The sequence below is a fragment of the Winslowiella iniecta genome, assembly GCF_001267535.1.
Taxonomy (GTDB): Bacteria; Pseudomonadota; Gammaproteobacteria; order Enterobacterales; family Enterobacteriaceae; genus Erwinia; species Erwinia iniecta.
Genome location: NZ_JRXE01000004.1, coordinates 1 through 21,605, shown reverse-complemented (window position 1 = coordinate 21,605; position 21,605 = coordinate 1). Strand labels below are relative to the sequence as shown.

22 protein-coding genes are annotated in these 21,605 nt (G+C 52.1%); 8 read left to right on the top strand and 14 right to left on the bottom strand.

Annotated elements, in window-relative coordinates; translation table 11 throughout:
• The 5 genes from NG42_RS03335 to NG42_RS03315 all read left to right on the top strand — a co-directional run.
• The coding region (locus NG42_RS03335) for a hypothetical protein (RefSeq protein WP_162231013.1) at positions 1-2,005 on the top strand (2,005 nt) is incomplete at its 5' end.
• Positions 2,006-2,166: 161 nt separating this feature from the next.
• The gene (locus NG42_RS03330; RefSeq protein ID WP_052897846.1) at positions 2,167-3,948 is read left to right on the top strand and encodes a hypothetical protein; all 1,782 of its coding nucleotides are present in this window, start codon (positions 2,167-2,169) and stop codon (positions 3,946-3,948) included.
• 290 nt (positions 3,949-4,238) lie between these two features.
• Positions 4,239-5,981, top strand: a complete 1,743-nt coding sequence (locus tag NG42_RS03325) for a hypothetical protein (RefSeq protein WP_052897844.1) — start codon at positions 4,239-4,241, stop codon at positions 5,979-5,981.
• Positions 5,982-6,150: 169 nt separating this feature from the next.
• The gene (locus NG42_RS03320; protein WP_162231012.1) at positions 6,151-6,561 is read left to right on the top strand and encodes a winged helix-turn-helix domain-containing protein; all 411 of its coding nucleotides are present in this window, start codon (positions 6,151-6,153) and stop codon (positions 6,559-6,561) included.
• A gap of 32 nt (positions 6,562-6,593) precedes the next feature.
• Positions 6,594-6,911 (top strand): phage holin family protein, encoded by a 318-nt coding sequence (locus tag NG42_RS03315; protein WP_053115627.1) that lies wholly within the window; start codon positions 6,594-6,596, stop codon positions 6,909-6,911.
• 86 nt (positions 6,912-6,997) lie between these two features.
• On the opposite strand, the gene flgL is transcribed toward NG42_RS03315, so the two are convergent.
• The 11 genes from flgL to flgB form a co-directional block, all read right to left on the bottom strand.
• Positions 6,998-7,960 carry a flagellar hook-associated protein FlgL gene (gene flgL / locus NG42_RS03310; protein ID WP_052897840.1) on the bottom strand — a complete coding sequence of 321 codons (963 nt, stop codon included), beginning with the start codon at positions 7,958-7,960 and terminating at the stop codon, positions 6,998-7,000.
• A 25-nt stretch (positions 7,961-7,985) separates the two neighbouring features.
• The gene (gene flgK / locus NG42_RS03305; protein WP_052897838.1) at positions 7,986-9,638 is read right to left on the bottom strand and encodes a flagellar hook-associated protein FlgK; all 1,653 of its coding nucleotides are present in this window, start codon (positions 9,636-9,638) and stop codon (positions 7,986-7,988) included.
• Positions 9,639-9,765: 127 nt separating this feature from the next.
• The gene (gene flgJ, locus NG42_RS03300) at positions 9,766-10,704 is read right to left on the bottom strand and encodes a flagellar assembly peptidoglycan hydrolase FlgJ (RefSeq protein ID WP_052897836.1); all 939 of its coding nucleotides are present in this window, start codon (positions 10,702-10,704) and stop codon (positions 9,766-9,768) included.
• Positions 10,704-11,813: a flagellar basal body P-ring protein FlgI gene (locus tag NG42_RS03295; protein WP_052897834.1), complete on the bottom strand. Its 1,110-nt coding sequence runs from the start codon at positions 11,811-11,813 to the stop codon at positions 10,704-10,706. Before NG42_RS03295 ends, flgJ begins: the two co-directional genes overlap by 1 nt.
• A gap of 9 nt (positions 11,814-11,822) precedes the next feature.
• The gene (gene flgH, locus NG42_RS03290; RefSeq protein ID WP_052897832.1) at positions 11,823-12,527 is read right to left on the bottom strand and encodes a flagellar basal body L-ring protein FlgH; all 705 of its coding nucleotides are present in this window, start codon (positions 12,525-12,527) and stop codon (positions 11,823-11,825) included.
• Between the two features lie 71 nt (positions 12,528-12,598).
• A complete protein-coding gene (gene flgG / locus NG42_RS03285; RefSeq protein WP_052897830.1) occupies positions 12,599-13,381 on the bottom strand; it encodes a flagellar basal-body rod protein FlgG in 783 nt (260 codons plus the stop codon).
• A 17-nt stretch (positions 13,382-13,398) separates the two neighbouring features.
• The gene (locus tag NG42_RS03280; RefSeq protein WP_052897828.1) at positions 13,399-14,157 is read right to left on the bottom strand and encodes a flagellar basal body rod protein FlgF; all 759 of its coding nucleotides are present in this window, start codon (positions 14,155-14,157) and stop codon (positions 13,399-13,401) included.
• A gap of 20 nt (positions 14,158-14,177) precedes the next feature.
• Positions 14,178-15,383, bottom strand: a complete 1,206-nt coding sequence (flgE, locus tag NG42_RS03275) for a flagellar hook protein FlgE (protein WP_052897826.1) — start codon at positions 15,381-15,383, stop codon at positions 14,178-14,180.
• 31 nt (positions 15,384-15,414) lie between these two features.
• Positions 15,415-16,086 (bottom strand): flagellar hook assembly protein FlgD, encoded by a 672-nt coding sequence (flgD, locus tag NG42_RS03270; protein WP_052897824.1) that lies wholly within the window; start codon positions 16,084-16,086, stop codon positions 15,415-15,417.
• Between the two features lie 12 nt (positions 16,087-16,098).
• Positions 16,099-16,503 (bottom strand): flagellar basal body rod protein FlgC, encoded by a 405-nt coding sequence (flgC, locus tag NG42_RS03265; RefSeq protein WP_052897822.1) that lies wholly within the window; start codon positions 16,501-16,503, stop codon positions 16,099-16,101.
• Positions 16,504-16,506: 3 nt separating this feature from the next.
• On the bottom strand, positions 16,507-16,920 hold the full coding sequence (gene flgB / locus NG42_RS03260) for a flagellar basal body rod protein FlgB (protein ID WP_052897820.1): 414 nt from the start codon (positions 16,918-16,920) through the stop codon (positions 16,507-16,509).
• 157 nt (positions 16,921-17,077) lie between these two features.
• Here flgB and flgA point away from each other — a divergent pair, with 157 nt between their 5' ends.
• From flgA to flgN, 3 genes are all read left to right on the top strand, one after another.
• Positions 17,078-17,737, top strand: a complete 660-nt coding sequence (flgA, locus tag NG42_RS03255; protein ID WP_052897818.1) for a flagellar basal body P-ring formation chaperone FlgA — start codon at positions 17,078-17,080, stop codon at positions 17,735-17,737.
• 93 nt (positions 17,738-17,830) lie between these two features.
• Positions 17,831-18,130: a flagellar biosynthesis anti-sigma factor FlgM gene (gene flgM, locus NG42_RS03250; protein ID WP_052897816.1), complete on the top strand. Its 300-nt coding sequence runs from the start codon at positions 17,831-17,833 to the stop codon at positions 18,128-18,130.
• Positions 18,131-18,135: 5 nt separating this feature from the next.
• A complete protein-coding gene (gene flgN, locus NG42_RS03245) occupies positions 18,136-18,567 on the top strand; it encodes a flagellar export chaperone FlgN (protein ID WP_052897814.1) in 432 nt (143 codons plus the stop codon).
• Between the two features lie 162 nt (positions 18,568-18,729).
• Here the strand turns inward: flgN and murJ are convergent, their stop codons facing one another.
• The 3 genes from murJ to NG42_RS22860 all read right to left on the bottom strand — a co-directional run.
• Complete coding sequence (gene murJ / locus NG42_RS03240; protein ID WP_052897812.1) at positions 18,730-20,268, bottom strand: murein biosynthesis integral membrane protein MurJ; 1,539 nt, start codon at positions 20,266-20,268, stop codon at positions 18,730-18,732.
• A 130-nt stretch (positions 20,269-20,398) separates the two neighbouring features.
• Positions 20,399-21,325 (bottom strand): Gfo/Idh/MocA family protein, encoded by a 927-nt coding sequence (locus NG42_RS03235; RefSeq protein WP_052897810.1) that lies wholly within the window; start codon positions 21,323-21,325, stop codon positions 20,399-20,401.
• A 1-nt stretch (position 21,326) separates the two neighbouring features.
• The coding region (locus tag NG42_RS22860) for a YceH family protein (RefSeq protein ID WP_052897808.1) at positions 21,327-21,605 on the bottom strand (279 nt) is incomplete at its 5' end.

The following is a 21,605-nucleotide window of genomic DNA, read 5'->3' as shown; positions in this document are numbered from 1 at the left end:
CAATACTCTGGTCAGCCAGAAGATCACCGAATCGGATGAAACCCACCGCCTCTACTACATGGCCAGCCAGCTGGTTAACGAATGGATCACCGCCGGTGACGGGAAGCAGGACGCGGCCAAAGACAAAAATATCTCACTGCGCTATGCCGCAGGCGGCAACGTCGCGGAGGTGCGCCAGGATAAGGGGGATACTGAAGTGAAGATGATCACCACCGACGCCAAACAGAGCGTGGTGACGGTTGAAGAAGATCAGGTTATTACTTACACCCCTTACGGCGTCAGCGATAATGGCAAACGGCTGGAAGATGATGCTGATAAAGTCACCTCAGTGGCTGCATTCCACCTCGAATACCGGGATAACTCCGCCCGTGGCGCGGTACTCTACAGTAATGGCTGGAACCAGGCACCGGCACAAGTGCGACTCCTGCTATGGGATAAGGATAACCAGCCGGTTAAACTGAGTCAGGATGAGCTGTTGAAAGATAACCGCCTGAAGTTTTTCCTGAAAGACGATACCCCACTGGCGATGAAACCGGTATCCGATCAAAATGCCGAACTGACTTACTGGAATGTCGCGGGTGATTACGACAAAGTAGTGCAATACAATCCCTCGATTCGTTTTATCAAACCGACAGTTCGCTCTCTGGCCGTCTTCAATACCGTGGAGCTGGAAGTGCTTGCCGCTTCCCCCGACGCCACACCGCTAAAAAAACTGGTAGTCAGTTACAGTATTGATGGCAATGAAAGTGAAATCACGTCACTGAATATTGATACCGCACGCATTCACTGGGCCGATACCTGGTGCCTGCCGGCCGGCGAGATCACGCTGAAAGCCACCGCCACCGACAGCAAAGGTCTGGAAATCGTGACCACCCACACACTGTCTATTCCCGTGCCCAAGGACAAAGCATGGGTCTTTATTAACGCGCCGAAGAATAATGCAACATTTACGCCAGATGAAAAGCTGACAGTGAATGTTTCGTACCAGGCACATGAAAATCAAAAATTAAGCAGAGTCGGCTTAGAAATTGACAATAAAAATATGGAGATGTTTAGCACCGACAAAACTTTTGATAACCGAAGTTTTACCGTCACCATGACTGACTACCCGCTAAAATTAATGGGCGTATTATTTACGGCTGACGGCTATGGACAAACACACCCTATCAGCATTGCGCCACAGGCTAAAACTCATCAGGCTGACAGTGCGCTCACACTGGATGAGAATGAGTCGGTAGTCGTGGTCTATTTTGCCACGGCAGAAACAGGGGCGACCTATGAGTTTTATGCTAAGTTAGATTTGCCAAATGTGTCGGACAGCACTAAACAGCGTGAGCAGCTGGACATTACTACCTGGGAAAGCATTAATTACTCCGAGGTAACAGACTGGCAATTTCAGGCAATGAACACCACTGAGAGAAAATATTTCAAAGGCAATGACTGGTGGCCAAAAGAGTGCTTTTACGCCAGCCAGGAGTTCAGATTTACCTACGTGAAAGCACACCCTGCATTTGTGTTAATCAAAAACACCGGCACATTATGGCCTGGCGGTTATTTACATGAAAAACCGTTGACCTGGTTCGATCCTGGCCCAGATGTCAGCAGCCTGCTCTGGCATTACAGTGGCAATGAAGCAGGCGGCAATGTTGATATTAATACATGGTGCGTATTAGAAAAACCTTATGCCTCATGGGGAAATAACGTTGGGTACAGGACCAATAACAACCAATGGGTATTAAAAACTGATAATGAAGAATATGGTTATGCTTTTGCCATGCCGACAGAAAATTACGTTGTTGATACGGCAATAGCACCTTATGACTATGTTTCCGTTTATCGCTCACAAATATGTACACCGGAACTCTGGTATAATGCTCATCCGTGGTATTGGGACAGTGTGCATAATGACTCACAGGTCTTTGTCGCCGATGTCTATGGCAACCATGGCACGATAAACATTCAATACAAAAGCGATTCATTTACACCGATATTTCCACCTAAATAAACAGCAACACCTTCCTGGCGCAAGCCAGGAAGGTGTATAAAAAGAAGTCATGATTAACAAAGTGATAAAAGTTTGATCCATTAAAAATGTACATTAACCGAGCTATCATAGTTCAATGTCTGATTTAAAAAATTTAGCTCATCATATAAAAAGGAATTTAAATGACCAGCTCTCAGCATTCTGAAAAAAACTCATTTTTCCGTGAAAGCCCTGATTGCATTGAAGATAACGCTGATAAAGTCAAATCTATTTCCGAATTTCATCTGGAGTGTCACAATGACACCGCTCGTTCCGCAGTCATTTATAATAATGGCCGAAACCAGTTACCGGTCAGAGTCCGTCTGTCATTACTGGATGAAAAAAGTAACCCCGTTAAGCTAAGCCAACGTGAACTTCTTAAAGAGGGACGTCTGAAGTTTTACAAACTTGATGGTACGCGGCTGGAGATGAAACCGCTATCGGATCAGAATAAAGGGTTAACCTATTGGGACAAAGAGGAAGATTTTGCTCAGGCCGCTAATTATAAAACGACGGTAAAATTCATCAAGCCGACGACACACGTTTTAGACGAATTTAATGTTGTTGATATTGAGGTTATCGCCGCTGCGCGATCAGGCACCTCGATCAAAAGGTTAATTTTGAGCTATAAAAAGGATCCGGGCGAGTGGGCATTTCATGATATGCCTTATGATTCCCCCACCATTAATGTCTCAAAACGCTGGTGCTTCAGAGCCGGTGACTTCACCCTTCAGGCAAAAATCATTGATGATAAAGGCGAGGAGTTTATCACGACACACGATTTTTCCGTCCCCGTGCCGAAGGACCGCCCATGGGTAAATATCAATACCCCAACCGAGGCGGATACCTTCTCTCCCGGCGAGGAAATAAAAACCAATATTGTCTTCCAGGCTCATGAGAACAAGACACTCACCCGAGTTTCAGTTAACGCTGATGGAAGTAATCTTAATGGCAATACTTTCTCCATCTATCAACGCCCGATTACGATGCCTGATAGCGGCAGGCTAAAAGTGTCAGCGATGGGAACAGCTTCAGATCAAAAGTATGCAACCCAGACCAGGTGGATTAATCCCCGGAAAGAGCAAAATCAGTATGAATCCGTCGCTGAAATTGCATCCTCACCACAGGAAAGCACAGACGACACTCAGTCAGTCGCGGTGCTTTATTTCGCCACGGCAGACGATGTCTCATCGTATGATTTTTATGCTGAGCTGGATTTACCCGAAGTATCAGGATCAACTCAGGGCCAACAGGAGCTTAAAATTGAGTCCCTCGAAGCCATTGATTATGCCGACACCAGTAAATGGACGTTCGAGGCAATGCCAGCCAGTACGCCAGCGTCTTTCAAGGCCAATGATAAGTTCAAAGACTGTCTCTTCACTGTTCAGGAATTCAGATTTAAATATCCGACAGCACACCCTGCCTTTTTCTCTGTCAGAAATATCGGTACAGCATTCCGCGGTGGTGTTATTGGCGATAAAGGAGGAACCTGGTTTTATCCATCCCGGCCGCTGAGTGCCTTACTTTGGCATAACAGCGGCTCTGCTGCAGGTGCAAACGTTGATATTAATGCATGGACGGTGCTGGCTAAGCCTTATGACAATCACGGCGCAAAAATTGGCTTTACCCAGCAAGGCAGTGAATGGCAATTGAAAACTGGCGAAGCGGATGAAGATATCTTCAGCTTTACCATGAATGACGAGCATGCTGTCACCGACCAGTCAACGTCGCCTTATGACTATTTTTCAGTCTGGCGGGCGCAAATACGTTGTCAGGAAGTGGGTTCCGCTGCCGTAGCCTGGCAATGGAAGGCGATTAACCACGATTCAAAGATTGAAATTATCGATATTTACGGCAACCGGGGAACGATTACCACCCAATATAAGAGTGACTCTTTTAATCCAGTATTCCCGCCAGAAAAATAAAGACGCGCCCCCTGATGGAAGTCAGGGGGCCAGTAAAAAACTTTGCGGGTTAAAATGGAGAGAAATAACCACTAACATCGAATATGATCGCCAGGGCTACCGTTTGAAAAGATATCACAAAAATAAATTAACTCACAACTCACAGTTAAAAAAACACCGTCACGATATAAATATTGTTTATTAATAATTCCCTTTACTCGTTTAATTACCGTTGTTATTTTTATTAAAAAACAAGCCCGTAAACATTAAGCCAGACGGCTTAATAGGTTTCATATAAAATGGAGTTTAAAATGAAAGCTGACGAACCTTCAAAGTTCATCGAAAGTAACGCCGACATTAATGGCAAACTCATTGAAGATGATGCTGATAAAGTCACCTCGATTGCTGAGTTTCACTTTGAATACCGGGATAACTCCGCCCGTGGCGCGGTACTCTACAGTAATGGATGGAACCAGGCACCGGCAACAGTGCGACTCCTGCTGTGGGATAAGGATAACCAGCCGGTTAAACTGAGTCAGGATGCGTTGCTGAAAGATAGCCGCCTGAAGTTTTTCCTGAAAGACGGCACCCAACTGGTGATGAAACCGGTGTCCGATCAAAATACCGGACTGACTTACTGGAATGTCGCAGGTGATTACGACAAAGTGGTGCAATATACCCCTTCGATTTGCTTTATCAAACCCATCGCCCGCTCTCTGAACAGCTTCAACACGGTGGAGCTGGAGGTTCTTGCCGCTGCACCCGATGCCACGCCGCTGAAAAAACTGGTGGTCAGCTATCTGCTCAATGGGGAAGAAACAGAGATTGACACTGTCGCGTGCAATACCAGCCGGGTTAACTGGCAGGCGAAATGGTGTCTGCCCGCCGGGGATGTCACGCTGAAAGCCACAGCTATCGATAGCGAAGATAACGCGGTTGTCACGACGCATCTGTTATCCATTCCGACACCTAAGGATAAATCCTGGGTCGTTATCAATCATCCGCTAAACAACAGTGAATTTTCTGCCAATGATAAATTGCCGGTAAATGTATCGTTTCAGGCAAAAGATGGTCATCGTGTAACCGGCATTGCATTATCTTTTGATGGTGAGTCGATAGAAAACATCAATACCAACGCGAGTTTTGTCAACAAGAATTATACTATTACCATGTCCGATTATACCGCGCAGTTAACTGCTGCCCTGTGGAGCAGTGACAATGAGGAGCAGAGGCACGCTATCTATCTTTCACCACAGACTGAAATTAATGAGGCTGACAGCACGTTCACTCAGGATGATAATGAATCGATCGCCGTGGTTTATTTTTCCACTGCTGAGACAGGCGCTACCTATGATATTTATGCGCAGTTAGATTTACCCAATGTCGCAGGCAGCACTGAAAATCGTGAACAACTGGGTATTAGCACCTGGCAAAGCATTAATTATTCTGACGTAAACTTCTGGACTCAAACCGCACAGGAAAAATCAGATAAACATTATTTCAATGGTTTCCAACAAAGACCTGACTGCTATATATTTAATCAGGAATTTCGCTATGAGTTCATTAAGGAACATCCAGCATTTAAGTCGATCAAGAATTCTGGTGCAGTATATTCTGGCGGATCCTATGGCTATGACACTAACTTCCCTTTATTGTCACCAGCCAGTGCATTAATCGGCATCCCTGGTAATGACTTCCTGCTTAATTTGTGGACGCCAATATGGAAACCTCATGATTATTATTACTACGCTGGCTATGGCGGAGGGGCAAAATGGAATTTATATGCTATATTTGGCGATCCTGAAAATCTGAGCTATGTGTTTAACGATGAGTATTTCATTGACGATAAAACTCAACAGCCGTATACCTATTTCTCAGTCAGCTTAATTCAAATCTGTTGTCCGGACGCCGGGAGCAGGTACAAAACTAATGAGTGGAGTAATGTTATCAATAATTCAGTTTTCGAAATTTCTGACATTTACGGCAATCATGGAATAGTGACTGTAGGATATAAAGACGACTCATCCATCCCTTATTTCCCGGGAACTCACTGATTCCCTTCCCCTCCGGTCGATCTGGAGGGGATTTATCACAACTTGACGACAGCCACTGTTATCTGAAGAAGACATATTTTTCATAATAATAATCCGGCACGCCCGGAACTCCCCTGATAGCAGCCAGGAGGAGCAACTGAACTTAATGCATATTTAAATGGAGAGAGATATGACAAAGGTGCATATTACCACTAACATTGAATACGACATGAAAAACAGAACGTTTACTTGTCGCCACCATGATAACCTTACCCTCACTCATACTCAAAGCCGCTGTTTTGAAGCCCTGCTACACACAGAGTCGTGGCAACCATTGCATAAGGATGAACTGATTACACTGTTATGGGGAAAGTGTAATCGTCACTTTAATTACGAACCTGCGCTAATCCAGAAAGTGTATTTATTAAGAAAAGCACTCTCTTCGATCGGGCTTACTGATATTATTGTCACCATTCCGCGCTTTGGTTATCAAATAAATGAAAAGCACGCCAGAGAAATACGTTTCTGCCGAGAAGAGACTCCCCGCAAGGGATTTATTTCTGGAATGTTCGATAAGATCAGCATCATGTTAAGAGCTTAGCCCTGAATATTACTCTGACTAAAGGAGTTGTTATGCTGCCAACAACACCATGGAATTTTACACTGCACTTTCTCAGTGATGAACAAATTAATATGCTCATCAACGCTCTTATTGCTGCCAGTCTGTCACTACTGTTTAACATTTACAGAAATTGCTCGCGGAGACGGACTATTTCGGAGGGGATAATCTGTGCCATTTTGGCGTGGTTTGTCGTGGATCTGTTAATCCTGCTGAATATTTCGCGCGACTGGGGCACCCTGGCGAGTGTGTCGATCGGCCTGTTAGGAGCCGAAGATATTCGTAAAGGGTTTAAATCCTTTTTTTGCCACTACTGGGATAAAAAGCGTTAGCTGATAAAAAACCGTTAGTCGTGGTTAGCGACTAACGGAAAAAAATAAACGCACCCGGTTCAGGCAGGTTAAAAATGGATGAGGGTTTACGAATTAAGCTGGAAAAGTGACATGCCCGACATATCACTGAAGGTTTTATAAGAGGCCTGCAACGCAGTTTGCTGCATCATATAAGACGAAATAGTGCTGTTATAATCAACATCCACAAGGTCGCTCATCTGCGTGCTGTAGATCAGGCTACGATCATCGCCGAGTGAATTAAGGTTATCCAGTTCACTCAATTGAGTGCCCAGCTCCGAGCGCACCGTCAGCACATTATTCAGCGAGTTTCGCAAGCCGCGGTTAGTCTTATCGATGACCGCGCTTAAATCAGCTTTGCTCTCGTCATCCGCCCCTTCCTGTGGCGTGCGCAAGGCTGTGATTGCGCTGTCGAGCATGCTGAACAGACTGCTCTCGCTGTTGCTGCCATCAGGTTCTTTCACCGAGTTGCCAGTGATCGACATAAACACACTGTCACCGGTATGACTGACCGTCATGGTACGGCTGGCATCGACTTTTTGTGTGATGGCCTCTTTGCCGCCGACATAACTGACGCTACCCGTGCTGTCATCAAACGGCGGGGTATCGCTTTTATAGCCGGCAAAAATATAGCGGCCATTACCATCGGTGGTGTTTGCCATATTCAGCAACTGTGAGCGAATACCTTCCAGCTCGGTCGCCAGCGAGCCGCGATCATCGTCGCTTAACGTACCGTTTCCGGCATTAACAATCAGTTGCTGCGCGTCCTGAATACTGCTGGTCACACTGGAAAGCGTACTCTCTTCCAGCGAGATATTCTGGGTAGCAAAGGTACGCGCCAGCGAGTATTGGCTGTTTTGCGCCTGGGACTGTGCCAGTACCACTGCACGCGACGATGCAATCGGATCGTCGGAGGGGTTAATCACCCGTTTGCCCGTGGAGAGCTGTTCACCCACCTTCATCCAGGATGACTGAGCATCAGAGATGCCTTTCATTTGCTGGTTATACATCATGCTGGTACTGAGTCGCATGGTCGTTAATCCTTATTTAATTCAATCAGCCACGAATGCCAATCAGCGCGTTAAAGATCGCCGACGCCGTTTGCAGAACCTGCGCATTCGCCATGTAATACTGTTGAAAACGCTGCAGATCGCCATATTCCTCATCGAGGTTGACCCCTGAAACCGACTGCTGACGATTGGTCAGTTGCGTGACCAGGTTATCCTGGGTGGTACTGGTGGTTTTAAGCGTATTGGTTTTATTGCCGATATCACTCACCAGACTGGCATAAGCCTGACTCAGCGTGCTGTTACCGTTCACCACTTTTTGGGTCTGCAAGTCCAGCAGCTTCTGGGCATTACGATTATCACTGGCCCCACCGGCTTCTGCGGCAGCGGCAATTTTGGCCTCATCAGTGATCGCCACATCCATATTCACCACGGCATTGGCGACCGGCTTCACCGTAAAGCTGTCTTTAGCGGTCGGGTTACCACTGATATTGATCTGTAAACCATCAAAACTGAGCGTTGGCTCGCCGCTCTCCTTGTCGGTGCCGGCAGTTGCCTTCACGCTGGTGTTATCCGACAGGCGGGTAACGTTCCAGTTTGTGCCGTCGAAAGTAACATTGTAATCGGTGGCCTGCACCGCACTGCTGTCGGTCATCTGCGCAGTGAGCGTGGTGGACGAGCTGTTTTTGCTGTTGCTGATTACCGTCGGGCCGCCGATGGTAAAGAAGTCTTCACCCGCATCACCATTACTGTCGACGCCGGCCTTATGCTGACGGTTGAAGCTGTCAGCAAAGGTGGTTGCCAGCTGACCAAGACGGTTGCGTGCCGCATCAAGGTTTTCACTGCGGAAGCTTAACAAACCGCCCAGCGAGCCGGTGGTGATCAGTTTTTCCGGGATCTCGACATTGCCCGCCTTTGCATCAACGTAGCCGACCGTGGTGCGGGTGGGATCGCTGCTGGAGGCCATTGCCACCAGCTGACCGGAATTCGCGCCGTTTACCAGAGATGTGCCGTTGCCCATCGACACGTTATAGCTGCCATCCTGTTGCGACACCGTTACGCCAACTAAATCGTTCAGCTCGCTGACCAACTGGTCGCGTTGATCCAGTAAACCGTTAGGTTCGGCACCCGCCCCTGCCCCGGTCAGCTTGCTGATTTGCTGATTCAGGTTAGCGATCTGTTTGGCGTAGTTATTAATCTGGTCGACGCTGGACGAAATCGAGGTGTTGACGCTGCTGTCCAGACTGCGCAGATACTGATCGGTGACCTGAAACTGGTTTACCAGTCCATCGGCTTTACCCAGCAGTGTCTGGCGTGCTGAAGGATCGTCCGCGTTACTGACCACGTTTTGCAGATTGGTGAAAAAGTCCTGCAAGGTGCTGGACAGATTGCTGGACGAGGTCGACAGCATATCGTCGATAGTCGAAATCTGGTTGTACTGGGTGGTGGTGGCGCTGCTTTGCGCGCTGGCACCGCGCAGCTGGGCCGTAATAAATGCATCGTACTCGCGGTTGACGCCAGTTACCGTCACACCGTTGCCATAATAATTACCGCCGCTGAGGGTACTTTGTGACTGCGCCAGAACCGTTGTCTGACGAGAGTAACCGGCAACATTGTAGTTACTGATGTTATTACCGGTGGTGCTTAACGCCGCCTGGGCAGCGCTTAAACCGCTCATGGCGGAGTTAATTAAACTGGACATGTCGGTTCCTTGTAATCCCGCACAATATTCGGGCCGGCATTGGATAAAACGGTTGCCGGCGTGCGCATTTCACACTCTCCGGCCTGTTAACGTTATCGGCGTTTTGCCTTAAAACTTGAGAGGAAATTCAGAATAATTTGCTTAAATCGCTGCTGTACGCCTTCACCACTTTTTCACCCATGCTTTTGAATTGCTGGATCATTCCCACCAGCTTCTGCGCATATTTCGGATCGGTCGCGTAGCCTGCGGCCTGCAAGGCGTGTGCACCCTGTTCGGCGGTGTGCGCACTGGCTACCGCGGCATAGCGTGGATTGGTGCTCAGCAATCTGACGTAATCGGTTAACGCTTCAGCATAGGAGCTATAGACGCGGAAACTGGCCTGCACTTTTTTCGCCACGCCATGCTCATATTCGGTGGTGGTAATCTCGGTGGTATCGCCTTGCCAGCTGCTGTTGGCTTTGATGCCAAACAAGTTGTAGCTCGGCTTCCCGTCCCGGGTCAGAATCTGACGCTGACCCCAGCCCGATTCCAGCGCCGCCTGCGCCAGAATCAGATGATGCGGGATACCGCTTTCGGCACTGGCCTGTTGCGCAGGTTGAGACAACCGGGCAATAAACTCGCTGCTGTCACCGCTGAGTGTCATCCCCGATGACGGTAACTTCGGCAGTGCGCGACGCACCATTTGCTCCAGTTCAATCGGCGGTAAACTATTGATAAAATGCTTATCCAGCGGCATCGGCACGGTGCCGGCAGACTCGTCCGGCTTTGCCGCCGGACTCATCTGCCTGACAAGGGTATCGGCGAGGCCGAGCCCTTTCGCACCCATCTGCTGCGCAATCTGCTGATCGTAAATGGAGGTGTACATACGCGTCTGTTCAGTACTGAGCATGCCATCCTGCGGCAACGCCTGACGCATGCTCTTCAGCATCATCTGTACAAACATCCCTTCGACCTGCTTCGCCACCTGTAACGCTTTCCCTTTCGGATCGTGACTTGCCTGACGTTTCAGATCGTTCAGCGACTGGCTGTCATACGCCGCGTTCATCAGTGATTGCGATTCATTCATCAGATAATTTCCAGTCTGGCGCGCAGGCAACCGGCACTCTGCATTGACTGCAAAATCGACATCAGCTCCATCGGCGTTGCACCCAGCGCATTCAGCGCCCGCACCACATTGTTCAGATTGGCGCTGGCATTAACCCGCTGCAACGCGCCGCCTTCCTGACGCAGATCGATTTGGGTCTGCGGCGTGACCACCGTCTGCCCCCCGCCAAACGGCGTATCCGGCTGATTAACGTTTTGCGACTGATTGACGGTGACCGACAAATTGCCCTGCGCGATAGCGCAAGTGCTGAGTGTCACCTCACGGTTCATCACCACCGAACCGGTGCGCGAGTTGATAATCACTTTCGCGTCCTGAATCGGCACAGAGACATCAATATTCTGAATATCGGCCAGCAAACGCACCTGCGAACTGTTATTGGCCGAGGTTCGCACCTGTACGGTACGCGCATCCAGTGCTTGCGCCGCACCGTAACCACTGCGGCTGTTTATCGCATCAGTAATCCGCTGCGCCATGCTGAAATCTTCTTCATTCAGTTGCAGATTGATCACGCTGGCGGTGCCAAAGTTGGTCGGCAGTTCACGCTCAATGGTCGCGCCACCGCTGATGCGCCCGCCGTTAAGCTGGTTAACCTGCACGCTACTGCCTCCGGCGGCAGCACCTGCGCCGCCAACCAGAATATTGCCCTGCGCCAGCGCATACACCTGATTATCCACCCCTTTCAGCGGCGTCATCAGCAGCGTGCCGCCGCGCAGACTTTTCGCATTACCCATAGATGAGACCACTACGTCGATCTGCTGTCCCTGACGGCCAAACGCCGGTAAGCGGGCGGTGATCATCACCGCCGCGACGTTTTTCAGCTGCATATTGGTGCCTGCCGGAACGGTAATCCCCAGCTGTGACAGCATGTTATTCAGTGACTGGGTGGTAAACGGCGTCTGCATGGTCTGGTCACCGGTGCCATCCAGCCCGACCACCAGGCCATAGCCGATCAGGGAGTTATCCCGTACGCCCTGCACGGTAGTCAGGTCGCGAATACGATCCGCCGATGCCAGCGTGCTGACGCCAAGCAGCAGGGAAAATGCCGCGCGAAGAATAAATGATTTACGCATTACTACCTCTTACATCGGTGACGCGTTCAGGAAGAAACGTTGCAGCCAGCCCATATTCTGCGCCTCATTGATGTAGCCGTTACCGACGTACTCAATGCGCGCATCGGCGACCTGAGTAGAAACAACCGAGTTACTGCCGCTGATGGTGCGTGGGTTAACCACACCGGAGAAACGGATGAATTCCGTGCCCTGATTGATGGCAATCTGCTTCTCGCCCACCACTTTCAGATTGCCGTTCGGCAACACCTGATTGACCGTCACCGTAATGGTGCCGGTAAAGGTGTTATTGGCGGAGGCGCCACCTTTTCCGGCAAAGTCATTTTTGCCTTCGCCAGACAGTGCGGTTTTATCTCCGCCCAGCAGTCCGGTCAGCGCACGGGGTACTGCGGTCAGCCCCACGGAAGAGCTGCCGTCGCGGCTGGCGTTAGCCGAAGAACTCTTACTGGCGCTGACGTTTTCCTGCAATGTAATGGTCAGGGTGTCGCCAATATTGCGTGGGCGACGATCCTCGAACAGCGGCTGATAGCCGTAGTTCATCGGCATCACGCCCTGAAAAATCGATCCGTTAACCATCGGTGGCGAAGAGGGCAGCGGCTGAGCCGTTGTCGAGCCTTCCACCAGAGGTGTTCGCGGAACTAAGGCACAACCGTTGAGGGTCAGCAGCAACGTTGCCACTAACCAACGTCCAGGCTTGAGATCGGATTGCTTCGCCACGGAATCACTACCTTTTAAAAGTCTGTTATGAAGGCGGACCGCTGTCCGCCCTTACTCCCGCTTCCGCGGCGTTACAGCTGCGTCAGTTTCTGCAACATCTGATCGGAGGTGCTGATCGCCTTACTGTTAATTTCGTAGGCGCGCTGGGTCTGGATCATGCTGACCAGCTCTTCCGCGACATTAACGTTGGAGGTTTCCACATAGCCCTGATACAGCAAACCCGCACCGTTCAGACCTGGGGTACTGTCGGTTGGCGCGCCTGATGCCTGAGTTTCCTGATACAGGTTCTCACCCACGCTCTCCAGACCCGCATCATTGATAAAGGTGCTCAGGGTTAACTGCCCGACCTGCACCGGCTGGGTCTGTCCTTGCTGAGTGACACTCACCGTACCGTCACGACCAATGGTCATGCTCAGGGCATTGGCCGGAATGGTGATCGCAGGCTGGATCGGGAAACCGCCGTTGGTCACCAGCTGGCCGTTCTGGTCAGTCTGAAACGAACCGTCACGGGTATACGCCAGCGAGCCGTCCGGCATCTGCACCTGGAAAAAACCCTGGCCATTGATCGCCACATCTTTCGACGAGTCGGTCTGCGACAGGTTGCCCTGGCTGTGCAGACGTTCAGTCGCCACCGGCCGCACGCCGGTACCGATCTGTAAACCAGACGGTAAGGTGGTCTGTTCGGAGGACTGCGCCCCCGGCTGACGCAGAGTCTGATACATCAGATCTTCAAATACTGCACGCTGGCGTTTAAAGCCGTTAGTGCTGACGTTTGCCAGGTTGTTGGCGATAACGTCCATATTGGTCTGCTGGGCATCAAGACCGGTTTTAGCTATCCATAAAGAACGAATCATGTTGTTTTCCTTTGTCCTTAACTGCTCATGTTAAGGATCTGGTTCGCGCGTTGTTCGTTTTCGTCGACGCTGGAAATGACTTTCATCTGCATCTCGAAACGGCGCGCGTTGGCGATCATATCGACCATGGTTTCCACGGGTTTGACGTTACTGCCCTCCAGCACTCCCGGCATCACCTTCACCGTCGGGTCGTTTTGCAGTACCGCGCCACGCTGCTGTTGCGCACTGGCGGTAAGACGGAACATGCCGTCATCACCGCGCGTCACGTCCTGCGCATCGGCTTTCACCAGCTTTAAGCGACCGAGCTGCACCGTGGCGTTCGGTGGATCGCCCGGATTCAGCGCGGTAATCGAACCGTCAGCGGCAATGGTGATTTCCGCATTTTGCGGAATGGCAATCGGCCCGCCGTCGCCCATCACCAGGTTGCCCTGGATAGTCAGCTCACCGGTCGGGCTAATCTGCATATTGCCGTTGCGGGTATAGGCTTCACTGCCGTCAGCGGTTTGCACCGCCAGCCAGCCATCCTGCTGCACCGCCACGTCCAGAGGGCGTTCGGTGTAATCCATACTGCCCTGGGACATATCCGCACCCGGGGTCGATGCGGTCACCAGCGTACGCGTGGGTAATGACCACCCTTCGACCGGCACCGCGCGCAGCGCATTCAGCTGCGCGCGGAAGCCTGGGGTCGCGGCGTTGGCGAGGTTGCTGGCGGTGACCGCCTGCTGATTGAGCGTCTGACTGGCAGCGCCCATTGCGGTATATATCGCGTGATCCATAAGGCCATCCCGTTAGCGAATTAACGCAGGTTAACCAACGTGTTGAGGATCTGATCCTGAGTCTTAATCGTCTGAGCGTTCGACTGATAGTTACGCTGGGCGACAATCATATTCACCAGCTCTTTACTCAGATCGACGTTGGAAGACTCCAGCGCGCCGGCGGTCAGCGTGCCGAGGTTACCGGTACCCGCCAGGCCCAGCAGTGGCTGACCCGATGCGTCAGTGGATGCCCAGACGTTATCGCCTTGAGAGGAAAGCCCTTCCGGGTTAGCAAAGTTAGCCAGCGCGATCTGACCCAGTACCTGGCTCTTCTCATTGGAGTAGTTGCCGACCACCGTGCCATCGTCGTTAATCTGGTAGCTGGTCAGTTCGCCCGGTTTGTAACCATCCTGAATCGGGTTACCAAAGGTGTTGGCACCGGTGTTCTGCTGCATACTGTTGAGGAAGCTGAGGTCAAAGGTCTGCGCGTCAGAACCGTTTAATTCGCCCATATTGATTTTATGCACCGCATCAGAGGTCATGATGCCGTTGGAATTAAAGGTCATGTTAAAGGCATCGGTCTCGGTACCGGTGCTGGAGTCAACCGGATGGACAGCCCAGGTATTGTCCTGAGTGCTGCTTTTCACGAAGTAGAGGTCGATGGTATGCGCGTTACCCAGCGAGTCGAAGGTGGTGATGGTGCTTTTCGCATTAAAGCTGGCACTGTCAGCGGCGTTAAACGTCGCCACTTCTGGCGCGGTAGCCGATGAGTTCAGGTTCGCGACCAGCGATCCGCCAGAGGTCGCTTTCGCCGTCATCTGGGTGGTCGGCACGCTCAGCGTAACCGGATCGGCCCCGGTCTGAATGGTTGGCGGGCTACCGGCGGCCGGATAACCGGTCAGCGCCAGACCCTGCATATTGACGATATTGCGATTCGCATCCAGCGTAAACTGGCCATTTCGACTGTAATAAACCGCACCGCTGCTGTCCGCCATGCGGAAGAAACCCTGCTGGTTGATTGCCACATCAAGTCCACGGCTGGTGGTGGTTGGCGTGCCGTCATTAAAGTCCTGAATCACACCCGCGACTTTTACCCCCATACCGACATTTGAACCGGCAAACATATCGGCAAATGAGACGGTGCTGGATTTAAAACCGGAGGTCGCGGAGTTCGCGATATTGTTACCGATGACGTCGAGATTGCTGGCTGCCGCATTTAAGCCGCTGACCGCTTGTGAAAATGCCATGTGTCACTCCTGAGAAGCGTAATAATAATGATTAAATGATCTGGCGCACCGCATCGAGCGTGGTGGTGCCCATGGTGCCAAGATCTAAAATTGCCCCACTGGAATCGGTAGTGACACCGTTCACTAAGGCATAATTAAGTGGCTGCGCCACCAGTTGATCGGCGCCATTGCTGGCCGCCAGCGTAAAGCTGTATTTGCCGTCCGGCGCGGTGGTGCCATCGGTCAGCGTGCCATCCCAGCTAAAGGTATGAACGCCGGCGGTCTGGCTGCCTAAATCCAGTGTGCGAACCACAGTGCCGCTGGCATCTCTGATGGTGACCGTGCTCTTGTCTGCGGCGCTCGCCAGCTCAAATCCAAACGGCGTGGTCTGTCCGCTGCCCGCCAGAATTTGCGAACCGGCAACCATCACGCCATGGCCGATCAGGGTGGAAGCTTGTAATGACTGATTGCTGTTAATCTGGCCGGAGATCGAACCGAGGGTGGTGTTCAGCTTCTCAATACCGCTAACGGTATTGATCTGCGCAAGCTGGGTGGTCAGCTCGTTGTTTTCCATCGGGTTGGTCGGATCCTGATTTTTAAGCTGGGTGACCAGCAGCGTCAGGAAGTTACTTTGCAGGTCGGACGCGCTGCTGGCGGTCGAACTGCTGGTGCTGCTGATACTGGTGTTATCCAGTGACTGATTGACGTTTACTGCAATGCCCATTGTGCTTCTCTGTTATTGACCGAGGGTCAGCGTTTTCATCATCATCGATTTGACGGTGTTGAGGACTTCCACATTGGCCTGGTAACTGCGCGACGCGGACATGGTATTAACGGTTTCGCCCACCACATCGACATTGGGCATTTTCACGTAGCCTTTGGCATCCGCCAGCGGATTGCCGGGCTGATACACCAATTTTGCTGGCGTCGGATCGTCAATCACCTGCGCCACTTTTACCCCACCGGTGGCCTGCCCCGGCGCTGCATTGACCTGGAACACCACCTGCTTCGCGACATACGGCTGGCCATCGGGACCGGTGACGCTGTCGGCGTTAGCGAGGTTGCTGGCACTGACGTTCATTCGCTGTGACTGTGCAGTCATCGCCGAACCGGCGATATCAAAAATATTGAGAAGTGACATAACTTATTGCCCCTGAAGGACGTTCATCATCCCTTTAATCTGGCCGCTGATGAGCGTCAGATCGGTCTGGTATTTCAGGCTGTTGTCTGCAAATTGTGTACGTTCGCGATCCATATCCACCGTATTGCCATCCATCGCTGGCTGGTCAGGAATGCGGTACATCAGATCAAGTGACGGTGGCTGCAGATTCTGCACCGGAATATGACGTGCCGACGTCACCGCCAGCGACAATCCAGTCCCCTGCGCACGACCCTGTTCAAGCGCACGTTTCAGTTCGCTGGAAAAATCAATATCACGCGCCTGATAGCCAGGCGTGTCGGCATTAGCGATGTTGGACGCCAGAATCTCCTGACGTTGGGCCCGCAGGTTTAACGCTTCGGTGCCAAAACTCAGAGCTGCATCCAGTTTGTCGAGCATGCTTCCTCCGCAAAGTGAGAATTTCGAGCGGACAGGATAAGCGCGCAAGGGGAAGGGCTATCGAATGAATAGCGCTAAAAAGCGTCGCTATTTTCCGGCTTGGGCTGAGGAGCAGGCGAGTAGAATCAGCGGCATATCAGAAAATGGGGAGAGGACAATGCATCGCGCAACGCCTCTGCTGGCGGGCTTTTTGGGCTTGTTAAGCGTTCAGGCATCGGCTGCGGATTTAGCCGCGCAGCTCAATCAGTTTTTTAAAGCGCGTGATCCACAGCATGCGCGCGATATGCAGGTTGTACTGCGCACGCCCGCCGCGCAGTGGCCGCCGTGTGAGACTCCGCAGTTCTCACTGCCGGGCAACAGTCGCCCGTGGGGCAATATCAGCGTTGCGGCCAGCTGTGCTCAACAGCGTCGTTATTTGCAGGTACAGGTGCAGGTCAGCGGCCAGTATGTGATCGCCGCACGTCAGATCACGCGTGGCAGCGCAGTCAGCACCGCAGATCTGCAGTTAAAACGCGGGCGCCTCGATATCCTGCCGGCTCGCGCAGTGTTAAATCCACAGCAAGCGATCGACGCCATCAGCGTGCGGGATATTTCGCCGGGACAGGCGATTACGCTATCAATGGTACGTCAGCCGTGGCGGGTTAAAGCCGGTCAGAACGTGCTGGTGATAGCACAGGGAGAAGGTTTTAATGCCAGCGGTGAAGGCCGGGCGCTGAATAATGCTGTCGTGGCGCAGTCGGTAAGAGTCAGGATGGGGAATGGTCAGATAGTTAACGGGAAAGTGGCTGCGGATGGGAATATTCTGATAACGCTATAAACCCCTAAAGCCGGGGCTTTTTCTGCCGATAGTGAGATTAACAAACCTAGTACTATTAGCGCCTATTTTGCCTGAACCTACAGGAGCCAGATGATGAGCATCGACAGAACTCAAGCAACGAAACCGGTCAGCACTGTCCAGCCACGTGAAACTCACGACGCAGCCACCAGCAAAGTGCGCCAGAGTGAAAGTGCAAAAACCAGCGAAGCGGGTACGCAGGTGAAACTGAGCGACGCCCAGTCTCAGCTGATGAAGCCGGGTAGCCAGGATATTAACCTTGCCCGCGTTGAGCAGCTGAAATCGGCCATTCGTAACGGCGAGCTGAAAATGGACAGCGGTAAAATTGCCGACGCGCTGATCCAGGAAACTAAAGACTACTTGCAGGGTAACTAACCTTTATGAACCCATTACTGACCGCGCTGGATAAAATGCTGGAAGTGCTTTCGTCTCTGGCGGAAGTCATGGAAGCCGAGCAGCAGCAGCTCTCTGCCGGTCGGATTAACGGCAGCTTACTTCAGCGCATTACTGAAGACAAAAGCTCGTTGCTGAGCACCCTAAACTACCTTGATGAAATGCGTTGTCGGGCAGAAAAAGAGGCGGGCCTGATTGCGCCCTATTCTGCTCAGGCCACACTGAACCAGCGCTGGGAAACTATCCAGCAACGCACGATGAAACTGCACGACACCAATCAGCACAACGGCATGCTGCTCAACCAGCAAATAACACATAATGAGCAGGCGCTGGCGCTGTTGAAACCTCACCAGTCACAGGCGTTTTATGGCCCGGATGGTCAGGCGCAGCCCTCAGCGTTTAGCAGCCGTAAACTTTGATCCCGCAGGGGCGGCGTTTTCGCCGCCCGAGCCGAGGATAAGCATCCTGAGGTCCATCAGGACCGGAGCCGAAAACGGCTCCCCTACGATATTCCGGAGATCGCGGTGATTTTTCCTTAATCGATCAGCATTAAGCGAAAACGGCTCCCCTGGGTTTCAGCCTTATGCCACCGTGCGCCGGGCAAAGTCGCGCGGACGAAAGCCCATCAGCCCCAGCATCAGGAAATAAACCCCGCCGCCGACAGCACAGACTGCCGCCAGCCGCACCAGCCGCCAGGCCATATTGCCGCTATCCCATGCCGGCATCAGCTGATTCATACCGACCAGCGTCGCCGCCATCACCAGTACGGCGATGATCAGGCGCAGCAAAAAGCTAAACCAGCCCGGCTGCGGGTGGAAAATCTGCTGCTTACGCAACTGCCAGTACAGCAAAGCCGCATTCAGACAAGCCGCCAGACCAATCGACAACGCCAGACCGGCATGCTTCAGCGGGCCAATAAACGCCAGGTTCATCAGCTGCGTCATTACCAGCGTCACCAGCGCAATTTTTACCGGGGTCTTAATATCCTGACGCGAGTAGAAACCGGGTGCCAGCACCTTAACCACAATCAACCCCATCAGGCCGACGGAGTAAGCAATCAGTGCCTGCTGCGTCATTGAAGCATCAAAGGCAGTGAATTTACCGTACTGAAACAGTGCAACGGTCAGCGGCTTCGCCAGAATGCCCAGTGCTACTGCGCTTGGCAGCGCCAGCAGAAAACAGAGGCGTAATCCCCAGTCCATCAGCCGCGAATACTCATCGTGATTACCACTGGAGAAGCTTTTCGCCAGCGACGGCAGCAGAATAGTGCCTAACGCCACGCCCAGCACGCCCGAAGGAAACTCCATCAGACGGTCGGCGTAATACATCCACGAGACCGAACCTGATACCAGAAATGAGGCAAAAATAGTGTTAATAATCAGCGAAATCTGACTGACTGAGACCCCGAGGATGGCCGGCCCCATCTGACGCATCACCCGCCAGACACCGGCGTCTTTCAGATTGAGGCGCGGCATCACCAGCATGCCGATTTTCTTCAGATGTGGCAGCTGATATCCCAGCTGCAATACGCCGCCGACCACCACCGCCCACGCCAGCGCCAGCACCGGTGGATTAAAATGCGGCGCAGCAAACAGTGCAAACCCTATCATACTGACATTAAGCAAAGTCGGGGCAAACGCCGGAACGGAAAAACGGTTCCAGGTATTCAGGATCGCCCCGGCCAGAGACGCCAGTGATATCAACAGAATATAGGGAAAAGTAATCCGCAGCAGCGAGGAAGTTAAGGCGAATTTATCCGCAGTATCGGCAAAACCCGGTGCAGTGACCAGAATCACCCAGGGAGCGGCAATCATGCCGATAAAGGTGACAATCGCCAGCACCAGCGTCAGTAATCCCGAGACATAAGCGATAAACACCCGGGTGGCCTCTTCACCCTGCTTGCTTTTATATTCCGCGAGGATCGGCACAAATGCCTGCGAAAATGCCCCTTCGGCAAAGATGCGCCGTAACAGATTGGGCAGTTTAAATGCGACAAAAAAGGCGTCAGTGGCCATTCCGGCACCGAATACGCGCGCCACAATCGCGTCGCGGGCAAAGCCCAGTACGCGCGAAAATAGCGTCATCGAGCTGACCGCAGCCAGCGATTTCAACAGGTTCATGGTTTACTGCAATTCCTGAAAATAAAGAGATTCCGGTAGCTAACCGCCCGGACGAGCTGATCTCGCCCGATAAACAGCGGCTAGTCTACTGGTACGCAGAGAAATAACCACAAACGTTTGTTACAACAGATTATTCTTTATCTGCTTCACGCCACAGTTTTTCCACCACGCGCTGCGCCAGCAGTGCCTGTTCACCGGAGGTTTGCGGCATGGTCTGATTTTTCGCGCAGTCGATAAAATGTCGCGCCGCACCTTCAAAACCGCGCTGCGCCAGAGTGGTTTGCCAGCCGGGAATCGGATCGATCAACAGCTTGCCGTCCGTTTCCTGCTGCCAGTCACGCATATCGTTAATGTGATAAACGCTACCGTCGCACACCGCCATCACCGATTCGCGCTGGCTACCGGCGCGGCGGTGCATGCTGGTGGTCAGCTGGCAGTCACCCATGCTGAAATGGTGCTCGGCATACAGCATCTCACCGGCGTCATTAATCTGTAACGTGCCGTCACGCAGGCTGCACGCGCCGCCGCCAAGCCATAGCGCGGTATCGACCACATGCAGGTAATCATCCAGCAGGGTAAAACGTAAATCATGCGGCCCGACGCTGTTGCTCCGATGCTTATCCAACCTGATCGACACACAGCCAGAAAGCTGTGCTTTCAGTTGCAGGTAGCGCGGGGCGAAACGACGATTAAACGCTACCATCAGCTTACGCCCTCGCTTATGCGCCAGTTCCACCAGCTGTTCCGCTTCGCTTAACGTCTCCGCCAGCGGCTTATCCACACAGACATCCACCCCGGCACGCAATAACTCAGCGACAATCTGAAAATGAGTTGGCGTACTGCTGTGGACGAATACCGCATCTGACTGCGCCGCCAGCTGTTGCAGGCTGGAATAACAGGGCATGCGGTAGCTGTCGCAGATGACCTGCGCTTTTTGCTGATTCGGGGAGAAGGCACCGGCTAATATCCAGCCGTCGGTTTTGCTCACCACCGGCAGCCAGGCTTTCTGCGCAATGCTACCTAAGCCAACCATCCCTACCCGCAGTTGCGTGGTCATATCAGCCTCCTTTTGCTGCCAGCAGTTCAGCCAGCTGCTGTTTCAGCGCGGCCACTTCAGTTTCCAGTGTCTCAACGCGTGCGGCCAGCTCGTCGCTATGATCATTGTCAGCCAGGCGGCTTTCAGCCAGTTCGGTTTCACTGACCTCTCCGCTAAACAGATGCATAAAACGGCTCTCACGCTTGCCCGGCTCGCGCGTCAGCCGCACCACAAACGGCCCCTCTTCCCGGGTGCGCAAATTTTCCAGCGTCTGCTCTACTTCCGCCATATCGGTGAACTC

Bases quoted from the DNA above. Each gene is read 5' to 3' on its own strand.
- NG42_RS03330 (WP_052897846.1), top strand. From the start codon at position 2,167: ATGACCAGCTCTCAGCATTCTGAAAAAAACTCATTTTTCCGTGAAAGC.
- NG42_RS03325 (WP_052897844.1), top strand. From the start codon at position 4,239: ATGAAAGCTGACGAACCTTCAAAGTTCATCGAAAGTAACGCCGACATT.
- NG42_RS03320 (WP_162231012.1), top strand. From the start codon at position 6,151: ATGACAAAGGTGCATATTACCACTAACATTGAATACGACATGAAAAAC.
- NG42_RS03315 (WP_053115627.1), top strand. From the start codon at position 6,594: ATGCTGCCAACAACACCATGGAATTTTACACTGCACTTTCTCAGTGAT.
- flgL (WP_052897840.1), bottom strand. From the start codon at position 7,960: ATGCGACTCAGTACCAGCATGATGTATAACCAGCAAATGAAAGGCATC.
- flgK (WP_052897838.1), bottom strand. From the start codon at position 9,638: ATGTCCAGTTTAATTAACTCCGCCATGAGCGGTTTAAGCGCTGCCCAG.
- flgJ (WP_052897836.1), bottom strand. From the start codon at position 10,704: ATGAATGAATCGCAATCACTGATGAACGCGGCGTATGACAGCCAGTCG.
- NG42_RS03295 (WP_052897834.1), bottom strand. From the start codon at position 11,813: ATGCGTAAATCATTTATTCTTCGCGCGGCATTTTCCCTGCTGCTTGGC.
- flgG (WP_052897830.1), bottom strand. From the start codon at position 13,381: ATGATTCGTTCTTTATGGATAGCTAAAACCGGTCTTGATGCCCAGCAG.
- NG42_RS03280 (WP_052897828.1), bottom strand. From the start codon at position 14,157: ATGGATCACGCGATATATACCGCAATGGGCGCTGCCAGTCAGACGCTC.
- flgE (WP_052897826.1), bottom strand. From the start codon at position 15,383: ATGGCATTTTCACAAGCGGTCAGCGGCTTAAATGCGGCAGCCAGCAAT.
- flgD (WP_052897824.1), bottom strand. From the start codon at position 16,086: ATGGGCATTGCAGTAAACGTCAATCAGTCACTGGATAACACCAGTATC.
- flgC (WP_052897822.1), bottom strand. From the start codon at position 16,503: ATGTCACTTCTCAATATTTTTGATATCGCCGGTTCGGCGATGACTGCA.
- flgB (WP_052897820.1), bottom strand. From the start codon at position 16,920: ATGCTCGACAAACTGGATGCAGCTCTGAGTTTTGGCACCGAAGCGTTA.
- flgA (WP_052897818.1), top strand. From the start codon at position 17,078: ATGCATCGCGCAACGCCTCTGCTGGCGGGCTTTTTGGGCTTGTTAAGC.
- flgM (WP_052897816.1), top strand. From the start codon at position 17,831: ATGAGCATCGACAGAACTCAAGCAACGAAACCGGTCAGCACTGTCCAG.
- flgN (WP_052897814.1), top strand. From the start codon at position 18,136: ATGAACCCATTACTGACCGCGCTGGATAAAATGCTGGAAGTGCTTTCG.
- murJ (WP_052897812.1), bottom strand. From the start codon at position 20,268: ATGAACCTGTTGAAATCGCTGGCTGCGGTCAGCTCGATGACGCTATTT.
- NG42_RS03235 (WP_052897810.1), bottom strand. From the start codon at position 21,325: ATGACCACGCAACTGCGGGTAGGGATGGTTGGCTTAGGTAGCATTGCG.